Annotated in this window: 31 protein-coding genes; 21 read left to right on the forward strand and 10 right to left on the reverse strand. The window is 42.3% G+C overall.

Features of this window, described 5'->3' with window-relative positions; genetic code table 11:
* Positions 1-26: 26 nt before the first annotated feature.
* Together HYD28_03465 and HYD28_03470 are read right to left on the reverse strand one after the other, a co-directional pair.
* Entirely contained in the window at positions 27-389 is a 363-nt protein-coding gene (locus HYD28_03465; GenBank protein ID QLE08102.1) for a DUF5329 domain-containing protein, read from the reverse strand.
* An 8-nt stretch (positions 390-397) separates the two neighbouring features.
* On the reverse strand, positions 398-1252 hold the full coding sequence (locus HYD28_03470) for an endonuclease/exonuclease/phosphatase family protein (GenBank protein QLE08103.1): 855 nt from the start codon (positions 1250-1252) through the stop codon (positions 398-400).
* 174 nt (positions 1253-1426) lie between these two features.
* Here HYD28_03470 and HYD28_03475 point away from each other — a divergent pair, with 174 nt between their 5' ends.
* Entirely contained in the window at positions 1427-1741 is a 315-nt protein-coding gene (locus tag HYD28_03475) for a Bor family protein (GenBank protein QLE08104.1), read from the forward strand.
* Entirely contained in the window at positions 1738-2061 is a 324-nt protein-coding gene (locus HYD28_03480) for a hypothetical protein (GenBank protein ID QLE08105.1), read from the forward strand. The genes HYD28_03475 and HYD28_03480 overlap by 4 nt, the downstream gene beginning before the upstream one ends.
* Here HYD28_03480 and HYD28_03485 read toward each other — a convergent pair whose 3' ends face one another.
* From HYD28_03485 to HYD28_03500, 4 genes are read right to left on the reverse strand one after another with little or no spacing between them, the layout of a single operon-like run.
* Complete coding sequence (locus HYD28_03485) at positions 2062-3300, reverse strand: ABC transporter permease (GenBank protein QLE08106.1); 1239 nt, start codon at positions 3298-3300, stop codon at positions 2062-2064.
* Positions 3293-4000: an ABC transporter ATP-binding protein gene (locus tag HYD28_03490; protein QLE08107.1), complete on the reverse strand. Its 708-nt coding sequence runs from the start codon at positions 3998-4000 to the stop codon at positions 3293-3295. The genes HYD28_03485 and HYD28_03490 overlap by 8 nt, the downstream gene beginning before the upstream one ends.
* Positions 4000-5166 (reverse strand): efflux RND transporter periplasmic adaptor subunit, encoded by a 1167-nt coding sequence (locus HYD28_03495; GenBank protein ID QLE08108.1) that lies wholly within the window; start codon positions 5164-5166, stop codon positions 4000-4002. Before HYD28_03495 ends, HYD28_03490 begins: the two co-directional genes overlap by 1 nt.
* A gap of 48 nt (positions 5167-5214) precedes the next feature.
* On the reverse strand, positions 5215-5925 hold the full coding sequence (locus HYD28_03500; protein ID QLE08109.1) for a YIP1 family protein: 711 nt from the start codon (positions 5923-5925) through the stop codon (positions 5215-5217).
* Between the two features lie 170 nt (positions 5926-6095).
* On the opposite strand from HYD28_03500, the gene HYD28_03505 reads away from it, so the two are divergent.
* Positions 6096-6989 (forward strand): aldo/keto reductase, encoded by an 894-nt coding sequence (locus HYD28_03505; GenBank protein QLE10473.1) that lies wholly within the window; start codon positions 6096-6098, stop codon positions 6987-6989.
* Between the two features lie 63 nt (positions 6990-7052).
* On the opposite strand, the gene HYD28_03510 is transcribed toward HYD28_03505, so the two are convergent.
* From HYD28_03510 to HYD28_03525, 4 genes are all read right to left on the reverse strand, one after another.
* Positions 7053-7730: a hypothetical protein gene (locus HYD28_03510; GenBank protein ID QLE08110.1), complete on the reverse strand. Its 678-nt coding sequence runs from the start codon at positions 7728-7730 to the stop codon at positions 7053-7055.
* Between the two features lie 287 nt (positions 7731-8017).
* Entirely contained in the window at positions 8018-9184 is a 1167-nt protein-coding gene (locus tag HYD28_03515; protein ID QLE08111.1) for a hypothetical protein, read from the reverse strand.
* Between the two features lie 145 nt (positions 9185-9329).
* Entirely contained in the window at positions 9330-9530 is a 201-nt protein-coding gene (locus HYD28_03520) for a helix-turn-helix transcriptional regulator (protein ID QLE08112.1), read from the reverse strand.
* Positions 9531-9538: 8 nt separating this feature from the next.
* The gene (locus HYD28_03525) at positions 9539-9958 is read right to left on the reverse strand and encodes a hypothetical protein (protein ID QLE08113.1); all 420 of its coding nucleotides are present in this window, start codon (positions 9956-9958) and stop codon (positions 9539-9541) included.
* A 225-nt stretch (positions 9959-10183) separates the two neighbouring features.
* Between HYD28_03525 and HYD28_03530 the strand changes: the two genes are divergently transcribed.
* The 18 genes from HYD28_03530 (at position 10184) to rplQ (ending at position 20883) form a co-directional block, all read left to right on the forward strand.
* Entirely contained in the window at positions 10184-12127 is a 1944-nt protein-coding gene (locus tag HYD28_03530; GenBank protein QLE08114.1) for an AsmA family protein, read from the forward strand.
* A gap of 274 nt (positions 12128-12401) precedes the next feature.
* Positions 12402-12770, forward strand: a complete 369-nt coding sequence (gene rplN, locus HYD28_03535; GenBank protein QLE08115.1) for a 50S ribosomal protein L14 — start codon at positions 12402-12404, stop codon at positions 12768-12770.
* A 10-nt stretch (positions 12771-12780) separates the two neighbouring features.
* Complete coding sequence (gene rplX, locus HYD28_03540) at positions 12781-13095, forward strand: 50S ribosomal protein L24 (GenBank protein QLE08116.1); 315 nt, start codon at positions 12781-12783, stop codon at positions 13093-13095.
* 16 nt (positions 13096-13111) lie between these two features.
* Positions 13112-13651, forward strand: a complete 540-nt coding sequence (gene rplE / locus HYD28_03545; GenBank protein ID QLE10474.1) for a 50S ribosomal protein L5 — start codon at positions 13112-13114, stop codon at positions 13649-13651.
* 10 nt (positions 13652-13661) lie between these two features.
* Positions 13662-13967: a 30S ribosomal protein S14 gene (gene rpsN / locus HYD28_03550; GenBank protein ID QLE08117.1), complete on the forward strand. Its 306-nt coding sequence runs from the start codon at positions 13662-13664 to the stop codon at positions 13965-13967.
* A 21-nt stretch (positions 13968-13988) separates the two neighbouring features.
* Positions 13989-14381: a 30S ribosomal protein S8 gene (rpsH, locus tag HYD28_03555; protein QLE08118.1), complete on the forward strand. Its 393-nt coding sequence runs from the start codon at positions 13989-13991 to the stop codon at positions 14379-14381.
* Between the two features lie 13 nt (positions 14382-14394).
* Positions 14395-14928 carry a 50S ribosomal protein L6 gene (gene rplF / locus HYD28_03560; protein QLE08119.1) on the forward strand — a complete coding sequence of 178 codons (534 nt, stop codon included), beginning with the start codon at positions 14395-14397 and terminating at the stop codon, positions 14926-14928.
* A 9-nt stretch (positions 14929-14937) separates the two neighbouring features.
* Positions 14938-15288 carry a 50S ribosomal protein L18 gene (gene rplR / locus HYD28_03565; protein QLE08120.1) on the forward strand — a complete coding sequence of 117 codons (351 nt, stop codon included), beginning with the start codon at positions 14938-14940 and terminating at the stop codon, positions 15286-15288.
* A gap of 9 nt (positions 15289-15297) precedes the next feature.
* Positions 15298-15804: a 30S ribosomal protein S5 gene (rpsE, locus tag HYD28_03570; protein ID QLE08121.1), complete on the forward strand. Its 507-nt coding sequence runs from the start codon at positions 15298-15300 to the stop codon at positions 15802-15804.
* A 3-nt stretch (positions 15805-15807) separates the two neighbouring features.
* Positions 15808-15990, forward strand: a complete 183-nt coding sequence (gene rpmD, locus HYD28_03575) for a 50S ribosomal protein L30 (GenBank protein ID QLE08122.1) — start codon at positions 15808-15810, stop codon at positions 15988-15990.
* 4 nt (positions 15991-15994) lie between these two features.
* Entirely contained in the window at positions 15995-16429 is a 435-nt protein-coding gene (rplO, locus tag HYD28_03580) for a 50S ribosomal protein L15 (protein QLE08123.1), read from the forward strand.
* 10 nt (positions 16430-16439) lie between these two features.
* Positions 16440-17768, forward strand: coding sequence for a preprotein translocase subunit SecY (gene secY, locus HYD28_03585; GenBank protein ID QLE08124.1), 1329 nt, complete (start codon positions 16440-16442; stop codon positions 17766-17768).
* Between the two features lie 22 nt (positions 17769-17790).
* Positions 17791-17904, forward strand: coding sequence for a 50S ribosomal protein L36 (gene rpmJ, locus HYD28_03590; GenBank protein ID QLE08125.1), 114 nt, complete (start codon positions 17791-17793; stop codon positions 17902-17904).
* A gap of 128 nt (positions 17905-18032) precedes the next feature.
* Positions 18033-18389: a 30S ribosomal protein S13 gene (gene rpsM, locus HYD28_03595; GenBank protein ID QLE08126.1), complete on the forward strand. Its 357-nt coding sequence runs from the start codon at positions 18033-18035 to the stop codon at positions 18387-18389.
* 13 nt (positions 18390-18402) lie between these two features.
* The gene (gene rpsK, locus HYD28_03600; protein QLE08127.1) at positions 18403-18789 is read left to right on the forward strand and encodes a 30S ribosomal protein S11; all 387 of its coding nucleotides are present in this window, start codon (positions 18403-18405) and stop codon (positions 18787-18789) included.
* 21 nt (positions 18790-18810) lie between these two features.
* The gene (gene rpsD / locus HYD28_03605) at positions 18811-19431 is read left to right on the forward strand and encodes a 30S ribosomal protein S4 (GenBank protein QLE08128.1); all 621 of its coding nucleotides are present in this window, start codon (positions 18811-18813) and stop codon (positions 19429-19431) included.
* Between the two features lie 24 nt (positions 19432-19455).
* Positions 19456-20442, forward strand: coding sequence for a DNA-directed RNA polymerase subunit alpha (rpoA, locus tag HYD28_03610; protein QLE08129.1), 987 nt, complete (start codon positions 19456-19458; stop codon positions 20440-20442).
* Positions 20443-20481: 39 nt separating this feature from the next.
* On the forward strand, positions 20482-20883 hold the full coding sequence (gene rplQ / locus HYD28_03615; protein QLE08130.1) for a 50S ribosomal protein L17: 402 nt from the start codon (positions 20482-20484) through the stop codon (positions 20881-20883).
* The last annotated feature ends 660 nt before the right edge of the window (positions 20884-21543 follow it).

A 21543-nucleotide genomic window follows, 5' to 3' on the forward strand; every position in this document is an offset into this window, starting at 1 on the left:
CTTTTCGCTTCTTGTGTGTTGATGATTTAATTATGAATATGTTGGTTTCGACGGTACTCTTCTAATTCATTGCTCAACCAACCTTTTGCATTGAGTAACGATCCATTGCTGAGTCTTACTTTATAGGGCTTACCGCTCCAAGAGCTTTTGCTCGCTAGGTTTTCGATAAACTTGTCGGCGGTATTTGCATAGCGGGTCGCTTTTCGATATTTCATAGCGAGGTGCTCGGCAGCATCTTGGCTTGAGTGTTCTGTGTCATTGCGTATAAATACGGCATCGCTTTTAGCGACAAAATCAATTAAGTGATTAATTTCTTGCTCTGGAGTGGCTGCAATACAGAATTGACTAATGCTCAAGAACATTAATGCGATAAACCAATATCTTTTCATTGTTATTTTCACTGTTCTTTTTGCTCTATGGTTAAGGTTGCAATTATTGGATTATGATCTGAGCTTGCAAGCTCAGGCACTATAGTTGTTTCTATTTTGACACCTCGCACCCATATTTGGTCAAGTGCTAATCCAAATGTTTTGGTGCGTTTATCATCTAAATAGATAGCCTCGTGTAGGCCTAGTTGGGTCAACGTTTGCTGCAATAAGGCTTGGCGCTCATCACTCCAGGTATTGAGATCACCGGCAAATACGATAGGTCCTTTATGCGTTCGCATAATGGCGGCGGCATCGTCTAGCTGTTGTTTAAAGTCACTTACACCAACCGTAAAGTTAATGGCATGCAGGTTAATACTCAGTAATAACTGTTGTTCAGGCAGCGCATACTCCACAATATTGGTGGCTTTTGGGCTACGTAGCCAAGGCTCTTTGTGAGTGAGTGTGCAATGCACAGTGGCGGGCCAACGGCTGAGTGTCATAACTCCAGATTGCACACTGCCACTCTTATAGCCTTTAGCAAAACGCCAATATGGTTTGAGCTTTGTAAGAGCTGGTTCTTCGATAGCTTCTTGAAGTAACACAATATCAGCATCGTCATTTAGGTTTTGTAAATCTGTGAGTAAGCCATCTATTTGTGCTTTGTAGATATTCCAACTCAATAACTTGAACTGATAGGGCAAAATGTAATGCGCTGCGTAAGTTTGCATGCGACTTTGTGCTAACTGCTGTTGGCAATTAACAAGGTTCACGGCAGTTTTGGTTATACCTTGCTGCTCATCAGAGCTAGGATCGCTTGAAAAGCTATACCAAGACAGCGCGCTCAAACACACAAGTAATAAAAATATACGCAGATATGCCGTCATAATGACCTTTAGTTACTTTCCTTGAGAGTTAGTCGTTGTTAGCCCAGTTTAGTTCAAAGGCTAAATGTTAGAAACTGTAGTATTTCCTACAATTTCTATACGCTTTCTTACCCAAAATGAGTACTCATATTCTTATACTTACTGAGCTTAACAACTCAGACAAAGGAACTACTCATGAAACAAATGGCCTGTATGCTGCTTGCCTTATCGGTGACAGCGTGTTCATCAGTCACCATAGTGCCAGAAAAAACAACCAATAAATTAGCCACTAAAGCCGATTACCAAGATAGCCGTCCATTCTTTTTGTGGGGCCTCGTTGGTGAAGAGCGCGTTGATGTAAAGGCTATTTGCCAAGATAAAAAAGTTGCCCAAATGCAATCGCAACAAACATTCGCTGATGGCGCATTAGGACTAGTTACACTCGGAATTTATGCTCCTCACACAGTAAAAGTATGGTGTGAGCAACAAGCACAGGAGCAACAACTATGAAAAGCTTACTAATAACAGCGGTGTTAGTTGCAACCTTAAGTGGTTGCACAAATATCTACTTCGATAATGGCAGTGCAGCGCAAGGCAATAAAGCGCCTGCAACAGAGCAGTGGCATCATAACTTTGCCGCGGCGCTTTACGAAGGTTCAAAGCCTGTCGACTTATCTGAACAATGCCCTGACTCTGAGTGGCAAACCGTTCACACTTATAAGTCGTTCACCAATGGTCTTGCTGAAATTGCAGTAAACCAAGTTGGGCCTATTTGGTACCCGAAAACAGTTGAAATAAGCTGTGCTCAAGTACCTTATAAGCCAGACTAGTTATTCATAACGCAGTGCATCAATTGGGTTTAAGCGTGCCGCTTTAATAGCGGGCGCTAAGCCAAACACAATACCAATCAATGACGTAAAGCCAAATGACAGCATAATCGCCCAACCCGGTATGTAGGCATCTGGCATGCTCGGCACTGATAACGAAATCAGTGCCGCGGCACCATACCCTATCGCTAAACCAATTAAGCCACCAAAAAGCGATAGCACCACCGCTTCAACTAAAAATTGCAGCATAATAAAGCCAGGTGTTGCCCCTAATGCTTTTAAAGTGCCGATCACACGAGTGCGTTCTGTTACCGAAACCAGCATGATATTCATCACACCGATACCCCCAACCACCAGACTGATACCGACTATCCCCGCGGTAATTGCGGTTGCACTTCCGGTAAATTTATCGATATTAGCACGGGCTTTTTCGGCGGTTTCAAACTCAAAGTCGTCATCTTCGCCGTCTTTTAGTTTATGTAATTGACGCAAGATGCGGCGAATTTTACCCAGTACTTGCGTTTCGTTAGCATCGTCTTTTAAACGAAACATCATTTGCACATTAGTATCAACACTGCCGCCTTCTAGCGCACTCATGGTACTTATTGGAATATTAATGTAATCGTCTTGGTCAAAACCTAATAAGCTACCTTGTTTTTCAGCAACACCAATAATGCGAAACCACTCACCACCGAGTTTGATATATTCGCCTACAGGGTTTTCAGGCAGATTAAGCTTTTCGATAATTGAAGGGCCGATAAACGCCACTCGACGGCGTTTTTCATCATCTTCTGCGCGAATAAACCGGCCGAGTTCTGGGTAGGTGCGGTAAGCTTTTTGGTAGTCTTGCTCGGTACCCATCACGCGTGAAGCATGACTTTTATTGCCGTACTCTGCTGCACCAGAAAAGCGCCAAGTAAACATCAGCGCAGTAAAGGTTTCGGCTTCTTTAACGCGTGCTTTTAGGGTTAAAAAGTCGCTGTAGGTTAGCTTTGCTTGTTGGCCTACCATTTCTTTTTCTACGCTAGTGTAAGGTTTTATATTGGTCACATCAGGAGACATGTCGGCAAGTTGATCATTAATTTGCTTAGTGAAACCTTGCATTACTGCCACTACGGTCACAACCGCTGCAACACCAATGATAATACCTAAGCAGGTAAGGGCACTACGCATCGCGTTTGCTTTAATTGCCATGAGTGCGGCTTTAGTGCCTTCCATAACAGCGATAGCAGATTTAAACATGTTGCCTTGCTCCTTCGCCTTTACGGGTATCACTGACAACCTTGCCATCAACTAAACGAATAACACGTTGGCAGTGATCAGCAATATCTTGTTCGTGAGTAACCAAAATAATGGTGTGCCCTTCGTTATGAAGCTCATCAAACAGTGCCATGATCTCAGTGGTGGTTTTACTATCTAAGTTACCTGTAGGCTCATCACCAAGTAAAATATGTGGTTTAGTAACAAGTGCACGAGCAATCGCGACACGTTGACGTTGCCCACCAGAAAGCTGGCTCGAAAGGTGATTTACCTTATCGCCAAGACCAACCCGCTGCAATGATTCGAGCGCTTGCTGCTTTCGCTCTTTGGCAGAGATAAATCGATACACAAGTGGCTGCATAACATTTTCAAGAGCTGATGCTCGCGGTAACAAATTGAAACTTTGAAAAATAAAGCCAACACTTTCATTACGCTGATGAGCAAGCTCAGTTTCGGTCATTCGCTTTACCAGCTTATCTTTTAAATAGTAGTCACCACTTGTAGGGGTATCTAAACAGCCAAGCAAGTTCATTAGTGTTGATTTACCTGAACCCGAAGGGCCAATAATGGCAACATACTCATTTTGAGCAATTTCAATATTGATATCATCAAGGGCTTTGAAAACTTGTTCGCCCATTTTATATTGCTTATTGATATTACTAAGTTTTATCACCGCCGACATTAGCTAGCACCTTTTTCAGGGCTGTTTTTAACGGCTACCGTATCACCCTCTTTTAGTGAGCTGAGAGGTCTAGCTGGGCCGATAACAATACGATCTCCCTTTGCAACACCGCTGGTTAGTGCTTGTTCGATATCTGAAGAAATGCCTACCGTTACAGTTGTTTTAGTTACTGTATTATCTGCGTTAAGCTTCCAAACAAAGTAGCTATCATCCTCTTTTTGAATTGCTTCAATGGGGAGTTTTAAGCCATTTTCGGCAATACTTGTCGCAATTTCAGCACGGCAACTCATACCGGCATATAGTTGGCGGTCAGTGGCATCAAGTAGTACTTTGACTTTAAATGATAACCCTTGTGAACCGGCTTGGTTTTTTGCTGAAGTACCAATGTTTATTACTTTGCCAGTAAAAGGTTGGTTTGGGTAAGCGGCGGCATAGATATCTGCATGTTGGTTTAGTTTTATACCAGCAATATCGGTTTCGTCCACGCGAAGTTCGGCTAAAATAGCGCTTGGATCTGCTACTAGCATCAGATCTGAGCCAATAATGTTGGTTGTTCCGGCAATTACGGTTTCACCTTCTTTAATATTTACCGATGCAAGTAGCCCACTCATTGGTGCGCGAAACACGCTTTTATTTAAACGGTCTTCAGCAATGAGTAATGACGCTTGGGCTTGGTTGTAAGCTTCACGTTTTGCTTCAATATCTATTTTCGCTAAATCGCGGGCATTTTGTAGGTTTTCATACACTTCTTGGCCTGCGAGGCCAACTTCATAAAGCTCTTTTTGGCGGCTTAGCTGGCGTTCGATATTTTTCAGTCGGGTTTCGCTGTGCTTAATATCAATTTCAGTAGCGCGAAGCACGGCTTTGTTGCGTGCAACTTCAGATTCAAACGCTGTAGTATCTAGACGCATAAGAATATCGCCCTCAGTGACACTTTCTCCTTCTTCGACAAACACTTTCGCTACGCGGCCAGTCACTTCAGAGCGCAGCTGCACTTGGGTGTTAAAGACTAGGTTGCCAGAGGCTAAAATTGAATCGGCAATATTGCCTTGTGCAACTTCTGCAATATGCATTTCTGGTGCATCTTTATTGCCTGTGACTTGCTTTGATACTAGTAAAGCGACAAATGCTGTAACAGCGAGGCCAATAATAATGGCTTTTTTCATGTTACTTCCTTGGTAGTTAAGAGCGGCATATCGCCGCTCAAAGCAGAATTAAACGAGAGCGATTACAGTCCAAATACCGTAAATAACAATACTTGGTAGAGCTGCAAACAGTAGCGCTTTATTGAAAGTAAAATTAGTCCAGCACTTCAAACCGATAGCTGCGATGAAAATGCTCCAAATAGAAAAGATATTTAGGCTCTCCAATAAGGTGTAGAATGGATGGCCAATTTCTAAGCCAATTAAAAGTTGGTTAATCGAAGCATAGTTAAATAATGTCTGTGAAATTTGGTCGGTACTTGCAGTTAATACTAAAATGAGCAAACCGAGGCTTGATATAATCATTGGCATCATGGTCCACACACCAAAGCCATACCAAGCACCATAACCATAGTTAGCTTCTGGGTCTTGCTTAGATACAAATAAGTAGTAGCCTGCCATCAGAGCATTAATAACAGCCAAACCAATGATGCCACCAAAGATGGCAAACCAAACCTGCATATCTATGGTTTGCTCCATGCTTTGGCGAATCATTTTTTGCTCAGCAATAGTGGCATCAACACTGGCGGCTGCCACTTGTTGATCGATTAAAAATTGCGGGTCAGCTTTATTATAAAAAGCAAACATGCTGGCGGCGAGAATGCCGGCAAGTAAAATAAAGGCAACAAAAGACCAACCTTTTGCTTCTTTTAAACCATTAAAGGCTTTACTCGGGCTGATAAAAATATCAACCAATGCGGTCATTACATTTGATGATTTCATTTTTTATTCCTTGTTTTATAACATTTGTTTTTAGGTACTAAAATATCCTGTTTAGTAACAAATTAGCAATTTGTTTTGTAACTGTATGTTAACAGCTGTGATTAGTAAATCTGTGATATGGTTAAAGGATTAATTTGAATCGAACTTATTAGGAAAAGTAGGTCGTTATGGTGAATAGCAATGGTCGTTGTATTGATGAGTTGGTATTAGGATTCTGGCGCTTGTTAGATTGGCAGGTAACGCCCCAGCAATGCTTAAGTTTTTTAGAAAATGCAATCGATATGGGAGTTTCACATACCGATCATGCTGACATCTACGGTGAATACGGTTGTGAAGCTGAATTTGGTAAAGCACTTAAACTAAAACCAAGTATTCGTGATGAAATCAAAATCATCACTAAATGTGGTATTAAGCCTGCGTTTGCAAGCCTAGGATTACAAGGCAAAGCAAACCACTATGATTCAAGTGCCGCGCATATTATTGCCTCAGCACAGCAGTCACTAAAAAACTTCAACACTGATCGTTTAGATGTATTACTTATTCATCGCCCTGATTACTTGATGAATGCGGATGAAATGGCACAAGCATTTAATACCCTAAAAGCAAATGGTGATGTGATTGACTTTGGTGTATCTAACTTTACGCCATCACAACTTAGCTTGTTACAGTCGCGTTTAGACTTTGAGCTTGTAACTAATCAAATTGAGTTTTCACCTTACGAAATGAAAGCCCTTGATGATGGCAGCTTAGACCAATGCCAGTTGCTCGATATCAAACCTATGCTTTGGTCACCATTGGCAGGGGGGCGTTTATTCTCAAGTGATGATGAAAAAGCAGTGCGTTTACGTGCAGTGCTAGAGCAGGTTGGTGCTGAAATTGGTGCCACAGGCATTGATCAAGTTGTTTATGCTTGGTTGTTAATGCACCCGAGTGCACCGTCTGTGGTACTTGGTACGGGTAACATTGAACGTGTTAAATCAGCGGTTGAAGCTAAGCAGTTCTCTATGAGCCGTGAACAATGGTATCGCATTTGGCAAGGCTCAACTGGTCATAGTGTGCCTTAACGAATAGCCCTAAACGAGAAAAGGGCCTTACGGCCCTTCGTGTTGCAGCAAGTAACACATTCTTTATAAAGTGAAGTCAACCGCGTAAGCGACGTACACTTTTACATCTGAACCATCGATGTCATTGTCTGAAAGACCGAAAGTAAAGCCGTCTTTCGACACTGAAACGCCGTAGTCGATGATGTCATCATCACCAATGAAATCCCCTGAGTAATGACCTAAATGAAGGGCCATTTCTGCACCGGTACTGCCAACTGGGAAGCTGTAGTCAGCATTTAAATAAAGTGAATCACCAAAGTCTGTACCGTCACCGCTAGCTGCTGATGTTGCTAGTACTGCTGCACCAAAGGTGAAGCTACCCATGCTAATGCTACCGTAGATTTCTGAGAAATCTGCATCTGTGTAAGATGCTGCATCTGGGTATGCATAATAAATGTAGCCAACATCGTAGCTAAAGGTTTCATTGATTTCACCGCCAAAACCAGCATAAAGGTCTAGCTCGTAAGTCATGTCGTCAGCCCAGCTAGCATTCGATACCCAAGTACCCGCATAAAAGCCAGATTCACTTGCGTAGTCGATACCACCTTGGATTGCAGCATCACCGCCAGTTTGCTCTTGACCACGCCATAAGTAATTTGACGTTGCCGCAGCGTTTGCTGTGACTTCCGCATAACTATATGTCGAGCTCAAAGTTAATAGCGCAAGAGCGCTTGCTGCGACCGTTTTTTTTAGTTTTAGCATGTTTCTGTATCCTGTTGTTATGTTGATTTTGTCCCATTTCAGATTGCAGTCTGGTTATTATTCGAGGACATTTATTATGTGTTGTCTGGATACGATGTTGCACTGGTTGTGCCAAGTTCATTTTGAATGGGATATTTTATGCTTAAATGCTTTAAAAACAGACTTCTAAGATGGCTTAATTGAAAAAATAGTGGATATTTGAATTGTTCATGCGCACTTGTGTGGTGCAAAAAATAACCCGGTTGCACAATTGCGAAGCACCCGGGTTTCTCTTATTTGAGAGTGACTTAGCCGAAAATCGCTCGCATCAGACTAATAGTCTCTTCAACACTTCGGCCTTTTTCAACTTCACTGATGATTGAATCGCGCTTTGCTTTGATATGTTCAGGGATATCATCACTTGCTAATGCACGGTCTACCAGTATCTCAGCTGATTCTTTGCCACGGCGTACGGTCTTTTTACCTGCTGAGCTCGTAGTACTCTTAGGTTTGTTTAACAACTTAATATAGTTTGAGTTATCGGCGGTACTTTTATCTGCATAATAAAAGAAGCTAGGTAATAGGGCTTTAATTTCAACTAAAGATTGCTCAAGTTCATTTGCGGCGCTAGCCATTTTGAACCAAGGCATATTATGGATTGCTTCTACAATATCTTGCCAGTAGCGCTCAAAATCACGGTTATTTAATTTGGTAATACCTAGTGCCCCACAAAGGGCATCAAGTTTACTATTTACGATTGGTGTAAACACATCAGGTCGGCGCATCGCAAGTAAGCGAGTTGCAGGAGCAAGCGTTGGCTTTTCATCGCTACCATTAAATGCCATCAAGTATGCAACCATAAAGTGTTGATAATGCTCTTGGGTTATTTCGCCTTCAAGTGGAATGTGCGCTAAGGCTTCATCGAATGCACCAGGCAAATCACTCAACATTTGGTGAAAGCCTTTTGCGTTCTTCGTAGAAGCAAACCATTCAACATCGAAGTTATAGCTGCTTGGATCAAGCGACGCACTGTGTTTACCTGAAAACGCTAAACGGTCTTCAGGGATCATCTCTTTTAATGATTGTGATTTAATCGCTGCAATGTAATTAGCTAAACGTAGTTGCTCATCAAGTGCCACAAGCTCTTTATGCTGTTCGATGAAGCCTGCGATAACTGGCCATGGTGCAACTCTTAAGGTTTTTAATTGCAAAAAGCTGATGGCAGATATTAATAAGTCATGAAGTTTCTTAAGTGTCGGTAATTGCTTATCTTCTAATAGATCGTAGTTAATGCGATCGCGGCTTGCACTTAATAGCTCATAGCACCAGCCTAAAAAGTCTTCAGGGTGGTTTTCTACTTTAACTGCCATTAGGTTTAAGCTGATATCAGAGGCCTGCTTGAGGATGTTTTGATAAATTTGACTTTCTTGCTCGCCAAGCGCCATTTTTGACGGTGAAATAAGCAGTTTCTTCATGCTTAATCGATACTCCAGTTTTGACCAAATTAGGTTGTTTGATTTTAGTACACAGGGTGCAAAAACAACAGGGTCGTGCATCATACCGAAGTAATGAAATGATGCAATCTTACTGATAGAGCAAGATTGCGATTGACTTGATTAATTAATCATTATCATCAAGTGTAAATAATTGCTCAACGGTAAGTTCAAAGTGGGTTGCAATTTTTAACGCGATAATAACCGAAGGTATAAAGCGGCCTGTTTCGACTGTGCTAATGGTTTTACGTGATACTGCAATGGCATCAGCGAGTTCTTGCTGCGATAAACCCTTCTCTTTACGGAATTTAGCGATATTATTTTCCACTATTATACCTAGTCTCTACTCTGCCAAAGAATTGATACGCCGTATACTAAACACATTTGAGCGAGGTAAAATGTGGCCATCATGCTATGAGATACATTTAAAGCAAGGTCATCAGACAATAAAAAAATAACCCCCATGCTAAAAAGTAATCCAAGAACCACATGTTTATAAGCGATGGTATCAATTGTCTTTAAAAATTCATCGGTATACATAAGGCGATACCCAAGTTTCCATGTAAACCCACCTCTAATCACAAACATAAAAAATGAACCTAAAAAAGCGGCAGCGCCGATAAACAGTAAAGGTGCTGATGTTTGCTTAAGCATTGGGTAAACACTAATGAATAATAACGTAATTCCCATGAATATTGAAAACCATGCGTTATGGCTCATAAACTTTTCTTCCGTTTGTATATCTTGCTTAGACATAATCTTTTCCTTTTTGATTTAAATGTAACCTCTAGGTATCAATGTAACCCTAGGGTATCATTCGGTCAAGATTTATTTGTAACCTAAAGGTATCAAAATATTTCAGCGCTGATTCATGTTCTTATACCTAAGCTTGTTTACAAACCTTTTTGTGGGTTGGGCAATGCATTTGCGCCTAACTCCCGCTATGATATGAACATTGTTTGCCCATTTTTAAGGATGATTATGAAAACCTTACTGAAAGTTGTTGGTGTCATTTTCTTATTACTAATTGCATTAGTAGTCGCAGCACCATTCCTCATTCCTACAGACGCGATATTTAATAAAGTATCGGAGCAAGTAGAACAAACCACAGGTCGTAGTCTGACTATTAATGGCGATAAAAAGCTGTCGGTATTTCCATCATTAAAGCTAGAACTGAATGATGTAAACTTTGCCAATATGCAAACTGGTTCGCAAAAAAATATGGCAAGTATGCAGCAACTTGCTATCCGTATTCCTTGGATGTCGTTATTTGGCGGTGAGTTTAAGCTAGATAAATTTGTTATTAACGAACCAACGATTTTGTTAGAAACCGATAAAAATGGTAAAGCAAACTGGCAGCTATTTGATGCGGTTGCAGAGCAACCACAGACTGAGCAGCAAAAGAGTTCTGGTGCCGTTAACTTACCAGATAACTTTGATATTGAGCTTGGCGAAGTGGCAATTTATGGTGGTACCTTTACTTATCTAGACGGTAAAACTGGGGCAAAACAACAGATAAGTGATTTAGAGTTAGCCATTTTATTACCTTCTCTTCGTAAAACCCTTGAGTTAAAAGGCGGTATTACCTATATGGGTGAGCGTTTTGATTTGGATGTAACGCTAGATACACCCGTAAAAGCGATTGAGGGCGAAACCTTTAATGTCAGCACTGAGGTTGATTCACGCTTGATCGATTTGAATTTCAAAGGGGCAATTGCAGAAATGGGTAATGATGTGCAAGGGCTTCTATCTGTCAGTGGTGACTCAGTTAAAAACATTGCGAATTGGCAGGGTGTTGAGCTTAATGCTAAAGAGAATGCTTTCAATGCGTTTAATGTAAAAGGTTCAATGCATTTAAAAGGTGAGCAGTTTAAACTGGCTGAGCTACTTGCCACCCTAGATGAGCTACAAATTAAAGGTAAAAGCGATATTAAGCTTGGCGACCGTTTAGTTGTAAATGCCGATATTGATTTAGGCATGCTTGATTTAAACCCTTACTTACCTGAGGGGGTAGCTAAAGAAGAGCAAGCAGAACCAGCCTCAGATGCGCCAGCGCAGCCAATTGTTTGGGATGATACAACAATTGATATGAGCGGCCTAAATGCACTTGATGCAAATGTTGTTGTGCGTTCAAGTGGTTTAAAAGCAAATGATATTACACTTGGCGAAAACCAGTTAACAGTGAACCTTAAAAATGCAGTAGCTAACATCAGCTTAGATAAGTTTGTTGCATACGAAGGTAATGGCAAAGGTGTAATCACCGTTAACGCTAAGCAAACACCTTATAAAATTAGCACTAACTTTTCTTTAGATAAAATCGATGCACAGCCATTACTTACTGATGCGGCCGGTTTCGATAAGTTAATGGGTAAAGGCTCTTTAAACTGGGATCTAACGACCACAGGTCAAAGTCAAAAAAGCTTTATTAATGCCCTTAACGGCAAGGTGGGCTTTGAGTTTGCAGATGGTGCAGTGAAAGGAGCCAACATTGCAGAGATGGTTCGTAAAGCTAAAGAGCTTATAAAAGGTAACTTAAGTGCGGTATCAGAAGGCCTGGATACTGGCTTTGATAACTCACAACAGACAGACTTCTCAGCACTTAAAGGTAGTTTTGTATTCACAAATGGTATTGGTGAAAATACAGACTTATCTCTATTAAGTCCGCTTATTCGTATTACCGGCTCAGGTAAGATTGATTTACCAATGACCACTGTAGACTACCGTTTAGTGACGGGGATTGTTGATTCAATCGAAGGGCAGGGTACGACAGATGACAGCACTGGGTTTAAAATTCCTCTGCGTATAAAAGGCCCATTCCATGATGTAGGTTATAGCTTAGATGTGAGTGAGGCTGCTAAAGAAGAAGTGAAAGAAAAAGCAAAAGATAAAATAAAAGACAAATTAAAAGGTCTATTTGGAAATTAATAAAATTTAATTAAAGTCAAAAACAGGGCGCATTAGCGCCCTGTTTGTTTTATAATCAATAACAAACCAGCAAGTCGCTGTAATTCCTTAATGCAAGCAGCACGATTAATTCCAAATTAATTAAAAAATAACCTACCACTTCCTTGTCATTGCTGCTACAATTGCCCGCCCTTAAGAGACAACTTGCTTGTTTTTTGAGTGGAATTTAACCGAAATGTCTTGATTTTAAACAGAATTAAGGCGTGTTGTAATTTCTACACCGGAGGTCATTAACATGATCCAAATGCAAACTCAGCTGGACGTTGCTGATAACAGCGGCGCTCGCAAAGTGCAGTGTATTAAAGTCCTTGGCGGTTCGCACCGTCGCTATGCAGCGGTTGGCGATATCATCAAAGTTTCTGTAAAAGAAGCTATTCCTCGCGGTAAAGTGAAGAAAGGTGATGTTAAAAACGCGGTAGTTGTGCGTACTAAAAAAGGCGTTCGTCGTCCGGACGGTTCTTTGATCCGTTTCGATAGCAATGCGGCTGTTATCTTAAATGATAACTTACAGCCAATTGGTACTCGTATCTTCGGCCCTGTGACTCGTGAACTTCGTACTGAAAAGTTCATGAAAATCGTTTCACTAGCACCAGAAGTACTATAAGGAGTCTATCATGGCAGCAAAAATCCGTCGTGATGACGAAGTAATCGTACTAGCCGGTAAAGACAAAGGTAAGCGCGGTAAAGTGCTTTCAGTTGTTACTGAGTCTGGTCGAGTATTTGTCGAAGGCATCAACTTAATCAAGAAGCACCAAAAGCCGGTTCCACAGTTGAACCAAGCTGGCGGTATTGTTGAGAAAGAAGCGTCTATCGACGTATCAAACGTTGCGATCTACAACTCGGAAACGGGTAAAGCAGATCGTGTAGGTTTCAAGATTGAAGATGGTAAGAAATTACGTATCTTTAAATCTACTGGTAAAACTATCTAATAGTTGGAGTAGAATGATGGCGAAACTGCATGAAGTATATAAAGACAAAGTAGTCGCTGAACTTCAAGAGAAGTTTGGTTTCAGCTCTGTCATGCAAGTCCCTCAGATCGAAAAGATCACATTAAACATGGGTGTGGGCGAAGCTCTAGCTGACAAGAAGATCTTAGATAACGCTGTTGCGGATCTAGAAGCAATCTCTGGTCAGAAACCTCTAATCACTAAAGCACGCAAATCAGTTGCAGGCTTCAAAGTGCGTGAAGGTTACCCAATTGGTTGTAAAGTAACCCTACGTGGCGAGCGTATGTGGGACTTTTTTGAGCGTTTGGTTTCAATCGCTATCCCGCGTATCCGTGACTTCCGTGGTGTAAGTGCTAAGTCTTTTGATGGACGTGGTAACTACAGCATGGGCGTACGTGAGCAAATCATCTTCCCAGAAATTGATTATGATAAAGTAGACCGTGTTCGCGGTATGGATATCACAATCACTACTTCTGCGAAAACAGATGATGAAGGCCGTGCGTTGTTAGAAGCGTTTAACTTCCCATTCAAGAAATAAGGGTAGGGTTATGGCAAAGAATTCTATGAAAGCGCGCGAAGCAAAGCGCACTAAATTAGTTGCTCAGTATGCTGAAAAGCGTGCGGCACTAAAAGCTATCATCAGTGATGTAAATACATCTGACGATGATCGTTGGGACGCGGTATTAAAGCTACAAGCTTTACCACGTGATTCTAGCTCTTCACGTCAACGTAATCGTTGTAACGTTACGGGCCGCCCACATGGTTACCTTCGCAAATTCGGCATGAGCCGTATCAAAGTTCGCGAAGCAGCTATGCGCGGTGAAATTCCTGGCCTTAAAAAGGCTAGCTGGTAATAGTATCACGGGAGTAAGACTATGAGCTTGCAAGATCCTATTGCGGATTTGTTTACACGTATCCGTAACGGTCAGTCAGCGAAGAAAGTATCAGTAACGATGCCAACTTCAAAACTGAAAGTAGCAGTAGCTAAAGTATTAAAAGATGAAGGTTATATCGCAGATTACGCTGTAAGCGGTGAAGCGAAGCCTGAGCTTTCTATCGATTTAAAATATTTCGAAGGCAAAGCTGTTATTGAAAATATCCAGCGTGTTAGCCGCCCTGGTCTACGTATCTATAAGAAACGTGACGAATTACCAAAGGTAATGGGTGGTCTTGGTATCGCTATCGTATCAACTTCTAAAGGCCTAATGACAGACCGCGCAGCACGTAGTGCCGGCGTTGGTGGTGAGATCATTGGCTTTGTAGCTTAATCGGAGGGGAACTATGTCTCGCATAGCAAAGGCACCAATCAATGTTCCTGCCGGTGTAGAAGTTACATTAAAAGGCCAGGACATCACAGTTAAAGGCAAAAACGGTGAATTAACTCGTACTATCAACGACGCTGTTGAAGTACAAGTTAACGACAACGTTATTACAACTTTACCTCGTGAAGGCGTAGCTAATGCATGGGCACAAGCAGGTACTGCTCGCGCTCTAATCAACAACATGGTTGTTGGTACGCATGAAGGTTACGAGAAGAAACTTCAGTTAGTAGGTGTTGGTTACCGTGCAGCAGCTAAGGGCAAAGTATTAGACTTAACTCTTGGTTTCTCACACCCAGTGAATTTCGAAGTACCAGAAGGTATTACGATTGAAACACCAAGCCAAACAGAAGTTCTAGTTAAGGGCGTAGACAAGCAGTTAGTTGGTCAAACAGCTGCTAACATCCGTGCATACCGTAAACCTGAGCCTTATAAAGGTAAAGGTGTTCGTTACGCGGACGAGAATGTACGCCGTAAAGAGGCTAAGAAGAAGTAAGGTAAGACGATGGATAAAAAAACAGCTCGTCTACGTCGTGCTAAACGCACTCGTAGAAATTATATTGAACAAGGCACAACGCGTCTTGTTATCCACCGCACGCCACGTCACATTTACGCTCAAGTAGTTACTGCTGAGGGTAATGTACTGGCTGCTGCTTCTACTGTTGAAAAAGCAATTAGCGAAACAGTTAAAGGCACAGGTAACGTTGCAGCTGCTCAAGCAGTTGGTAAAGCGGTTGCTGAACGTGCAGCTGACAAAGGCATCGAAAAGATTGCTTTTGATCGCAGTGGCTTTAAATATCACGGCCGTGTGAAGGCGCTTGCTGATGCAGCGCGTGAAGCCGGTCTGCAATTCTAGGAGTAGACAATGGCTAACGTAGAAGCAAAGCAACAACAGCCTGATTTGGCTGAAAAGCTAATCGCGGTAAACCGTGTGTCTAAAGTAGTTAAAGGTGGTCGTATCTTTAGCTTTACTGCACTAACAGTAGTTGGTGACGGCGCAGGTAAAGTAGGTTTTGGTTATGGTAAAGCACGTGAAGTTCCAGCTGCTATTCAAAAAGCAATGGAAAAAGCACGTCGCAACATGATCAGTGTAGACCTTAACGGTAACACGCTACAGCACCCAATCAAGGGTCGCCACGCGGGTTCTAAAGTATACATGCAGCCTGCTTCTGAAGGTACAGGTATCATCGCCGGTGGTGCGATGCGTGCAGTACTAGAAGTAACTGGTGTACAGAACGTATTGTCAAAAGCATACGGTTCAACTAACCCGATCAACATCGTTCGTGCAACGATTGCTGCTCTAGAGAACATGAATTCTCCAGAGTCAATCGCTGCTAAACGTGGTCTTAGCGTTGACGAAATCACGGGGTAAACCATGGCTAATAAAACTGTAAAAGTAACACAAGTAAAGAGCTCTATCGGTCGTTTACCGAAGCATAAAGCTACATTACGTGGTCTTGGTCTACGTCGTATCAATCACACTGTTGAGTTAGAAGACACAGCATGTGTGCGTGGTATGATTAACCAAGTTTCTTACATGGTAAAGGTTGAGGGTTAATTCGATGCATTTGAATACACTTTCACCTGCTGCTGGTGCAAAAACTGAAAAGAAACGTCTAGGTCGTGGTATTGGTTCTGGTCTTGGTAAGACTGGTGGCCGTGGTCATAAAGGCCAAAAATCACGTTCTGGCGGTAAAGTTCGCGTTGGTTTCGAAGGCGGTCAAATGCCTATGCAACGTCGTCTACCTAAATTTGGTTTCACTTCACGTAAATCATTAGTATCTACTGAAGTTAACCTTTTTGAAATCGCTAAAGTTGAAGGCGATGTAGTAGACGTAAACGCGTTACAAGCAGCTGGTCTAGTTAAAAAGAACATCCAGTTCGTTAAAGTAGTTAAATCTGGCGAAGTTTCACGCGCAGTTACCGTTAAAGGTCTTAAAGTGACTAAAGGTGCTCGCGAAGCTATCGAAGCTGCCGGAGGCAAGGTAGAAGACTAAGGAAGTACTAATGGCTAAACCAGGTCAAGATATGAAAAGTGCACAAAGTGGGCTTTCGGAATTGAAGCGTCGATTACTATTTGTACTAGGTGCTATCATTATTTACCGTCTAGGTTCATTCGTGCCGATCCCTGGGATTGACGCCGCTGTACTTGCCGATTTCTTCGAGCAACAAAAGGGCACCATTGTTGAAATGTTTAACATGTTCAGCGGTGGTGCGCTTGAGCGCGCTTCAGTGTTAGCACTGGGTATTATGCCGTACATCTCGGCTTCGATTATTACGCAACTATTAACGCATATGTATCCGCCGTTTATAGAGCTTAAGAAAGAAGGTGAGCAAGGGCGTAAGAAAATTAGCCAGTACACACGCTACGGCACGCTTGTGCTTGCTACTATCCAATCAATCGGTATTGCTACAAGCTTACCGGGCATGATGGACGGGTTAGTTGTTAACCCTGGTATCGGTTTCTACTTCACTGCTGTAGTGAGTTTAGTAACTGGTACTATGTTCCTAATGTGGTTGGGCGAGCAAATTACAGAACGTGGTATCGGTAACGGTATTTCTGTTCTGATTTTTGTTGGTATCGTAGCTAACCTGCCGTCTGCTATTGGTTCGACAGCCGAAATGGCGCGCCAAGGTGATCTGAATGTACTTGTACTGTTATTGATTGCTGTAATCGTATTCGCTGTTACTTACCTAGTTGTATTCTTTGAGCGTGGTCAACGTCGTATCGTCGTTAACTATGCGAAGCGTCAACAAGGTCGTCAGGTATTTGCTGCTCAAAGCACGCACTTACCACTGAAAGTAAACATGGCGGGTGTTATTCCACCAATCTTTGCTAGCAGTATAATTCTGTTCCCTGGTACAATTGCAAGCTGGTTCGGCCAGGGTGAAGGTCCGGTCGCTGATGTGCTACAAGCAATCGCTACAACGTTGACTCCAGGTCAACCTTTATATGCGATGGTTTTAGCTGCGGCTATTATCTTCTTCTGCTTTTTCTACACCGCGTTGGTATTTAACCCGCGTGAAACAGCAGATAACCTGAAAAAATCTGGCGCATTTATCCCAGGTATTCGTCCAGGTGAGCAGACATCTAAATACATTGATAAAGTGATGACACGCCTGACATTGGCAGGTGCTTTGTATATAACCTTTATCTGTCTGGTGCCCGAATTCATGACTATGGCATGGCAAACGCCATTCTATTTCGGCGGTACATCAATTTTGATTATCGTTGTTGTAATCATGGACTTTATGGCACAAGTACAGACGCATCTGATGTCACATCAGTATGATTCTGTGCTGAAAAAAGCAAACCTTAAAGGCTACGGTCGATAAGGTCATTTTACGGAGTTGAGCAATGAAAGTACGTGCTTCCGTTAAGAAAATATGCCGTAACTGTAAAGTTATTAAACGTGCTGGTGTAGTACGCGTAATTTGCAGTGAGCCTAAGCACAAGCAAAGGCAAGGCTAATTAAACAGTCGTGCAGGCTGAGTTATTTACTCGGCCTGTGTTTTTAGTTGTGATTTGGTCTTCGTTTGAGTATCCTTACGGGCTTTTCAAACAGATGATTACCAAATTCAAATATAGGAGATGTGTTAGTGGCCCGTATCGCTGGCATTAACGTCCCTGATCATAAACATGCAGTTATCGGTTTAACTGCTATTTATGGCATAGGTAAGACTCGCTCTAAGGCTATCTTAGCAGCGACTGGTATCGCCGAGACCACAAAAATCGGTGAACTTTCAGACGAAACACTTGACGTATTGCGTGAAGCAGTTGGCAAGTACACTGTAGAAGGTGACCTTCGTCGTGAAGTTACATTAAATATCAAGCGCCTTATGGACCTTGGTTGTTTCCGTGGCCTACGTCACCGTCGTTCGTTACCACTACGTGGTCAACGTACTAAGACTAACGCGCGTACTCGTAAGGGTCCTCGCAAGCCTATCAAGAAATAAGGTGGGGTAGATTATGGCTAAAGCACCAATTCGTCGTAAGAAGGTTAAAAAGCAAGTTGCTGATGGTATGGCTCACGTTCATGCTTCTTTCAACAACACTATTGTAACAATTACCGACCGTCAAGGTAATGCACTATCTTGGGCAACAGCAGGTGGTTCAGGTTTCCGTGGTTCACGTAAATCTACTCCATTCGCGGCTCAGGTTGCTGCAGAGCGTGCAGGTACTGCTGCTCAAGAATACGGTTTAAAAAATCTAGAAGTTTTCATCAAAGGTCCAGGTCCAGGTCGTGAATCTGCTGTACGTGCTTTGAATGCTGCTGGTTACCGTATCACCAACATCACTGACGTGACGCCAATCCCTCATAATGGTTGTCGTCCACCGAAGAAACGTCGCGTTTAACAATAGGTTAGGAGAAATAACATGGCAAGATATTTGGGCCCTAAGCTCAAGCTGAGTCGTCGTGAAGGTACTGACCTGTTCCTTAAGAGCGGCGTAAGAGCTATCGACTCTAAGTGTAAACTTGAGACTGCACCTGGTCAGCACGGCGCTCGTAAAGGTCGCTTATCTGATTACGGTTTACAGCTACGTGAAAAGCAAAAAGTTCGTCGTATCTACGGTGTACTAGAAAAGCAATTCCGTAACTACTACAAAGAAGCTGCTCGCCTTAAAGGTAATACAGGTGAAAACTTGTTACAGCTTTTAGAGCAACGTTTAGACAATGTTGTATATCGCATGGGTTTTGCTAGCACACGCGCTGAAGCACGTCAGTTAGTAAGCCACAAAGCGATTTTAGTTAATGGTCGTGTAGTGAATATCCCTTCATACGTAATTACTCCAGAAGATACTGTTGTAATTCGTGAGAAGTCGAAAACACAAGCACGTATCATCGCTGCTCTAGAGTTGGCTGAGCAACGTGAAAAGCCGACTTGGGTTGAAGTTGACGGTAAGAAAATGGAAGGCAGCTTCAAGCGCCTACCTGAGCGTTCAGATCTGTCTGCGGACATTAACGAACAACTAATCGTCGAACTTTACTCTAAGTAAAGTTAAGAGTTAAGAGAGGATAAAATGCAGGGTTCTGTTACCGAATTCCTAAAACCAAGGTTAGTCGATATCGACGCTATCAACCCAACGCGTTCTAAAGTAGTTTTAGAGCCATTAGAGCGTGGCTTCGGTCACACTTTGGGTAATGCCTTACGCCGTATACTGTTATCATCTATGCCTGGATGTGCAGTAACTGAAGTAGAAATCGACGGTGTATTGCATGAGTACAGCGCGAAAGAGGGCGTACAAGAAGACATCATTGAAATTCTGTTAAACCTTAAAGGTCTAGCAGTAACTTTAGAAGGCAAAGATGAAGTTTTTCTGACCCTGACTAAATCTGGTGTAGGCCCTGTGACTGCGGCTGATATTCAGCACGATGGTGATGTAACTATCGCCAACCCAGATCACGTTATCTGTCACCTTACGACAGCTAACAGCGAGATCAGCATGCGTATTCGTGTTGAGCGCGGTCGCGGTTATGTGCCGGCATCTAGTCGTTTATCCTCTGATGACGATGAGCGTCCAATTGGTCGTCTGCTGCTTGATGCATCATTCAGCCCAGTTGAACGTATTGCGTACTCGGTTGAATCAGCCCGTGTTGAGCAACGTACAGACTTAGACAAGTTAATCATTGATATGGAAACAAACGGCACTTTAGATCCTGAAGAAGCGATCCGCCGTGCGTCTACTATCTTAGCTGAGCAATTAGATGCATTCGTAGATTTACGTGATGTAACTGAGCCAGAAGAGAAAGAAGAGAAGCCAGAATTCGATCCTATTCTACTTCGTCCAGTTGATGATCTTGAGCTAACAGTACGTTCAGCAAACTGTTTGAAAGCCGAGCAAATTCAATATATCGGTGATTTAGTTCAGCGCACTGAAGTTGAGCTTCTTAAAACGCCTAACTTAGGTAAGAAGTCTCTAACTGAAATTAAAGACGTGCTAGCTTCACGTGGTCTTTCTCTAGGTATGCGCCTAGAAAATTGGCCGCCTGCAAGCCTAGCTGAATAATCTAAATCACTATATTAGTTTAGTTAGAAGGATAGGGTCATGCGCCATCGTAAGAGTGGTCGTCAATTAAACCGTAACAGCAGCCATCGCAAAGCGATGTTCAGCAACATGGCTGGTTCTTTGGTGAAACATGAAATCATCAAAACAACTTTGCCTAAAGCTAAAGAGTTGCGCCGTGTAATTGAACCTTTAATCACACTGGCTAAGACTGACAGTGTAGCAAACCGCCGTTTAGCGTTTGCTCGCACGCGTGATAATGAAGTAGTTGGTAAATTATTCAGCGAAATCGGTCCACGTAATACAGACCGTCCTGGTGGTTACACTCGTATTCTTAAGTGTGGCTTCCGTGCTGGTGATAATGCACCAATGGCTTATATTGAACTAGTTGGTCGCCCAGCGACAAACGAAGAAGTTCAAGAAGACGCGCAGTCTGCAGAGTAAGTCGTAAAGACACCAAAAAGCCGAGCTTATGCTCGGCTTTTTACTTTCTGAAATTCATTTCTAATAAAATAACTCTATCAATCCACAATCATCACCATACCATCTTGAAGCAACTAGCAACTAGCAACTAGCAACTAGCAACTAGCAACTAGCAACTAGCAACTAGCAACTAGCAACTAGCAACTAGCAACTAGCAACAAAGATCACATGTAAAGATCATTACGTTTCTCTTTATTAAGTGAGCCCATCTTTATACAAACTCAAATAAGTTTTTTACTTCTTATATTGTTTAAATAACCCAAATACTGCTAATTTAGTGTGGTTTTTGCACGTTTCGTTCGTATTTTGCGCGAACAGTCATTTTTTTAATAAAAACTGCAAAAAACAGTTGATCTGAATTCGGATCTCCCTATAATGCGCATCCACCGACACGGCGGACTGCTTACAAAAAAGCAAAACGACGAGTTGGTTGAGTCAAGTAAAACTGAGTTTTGAAAAAATAAACTTTTCTCAAAATTAAGTGTTGACAAAAATAACGGCTTGCGTAGAATGCACAGCCCTTGAGACGCGAAAGTATCTCAAACGTTCTTTAACAATATAAAGCAATCATCTGTGTGGGCACTCGTACAGATTGAGTTCTAACAGCCGATTCTAGTTCGC

This window comes from Pseudoalteromonas shioyasakiensis, from assembly GCA_013391845.1.
Classification (GTDB): domain Bacteria; phylum Pseudomonadota; class Gammaproteobacteria; order Enterobacterales; family Alteromonadaceae; genus Pseudoalteromonas; species Pseudoalteromonas apostichopi.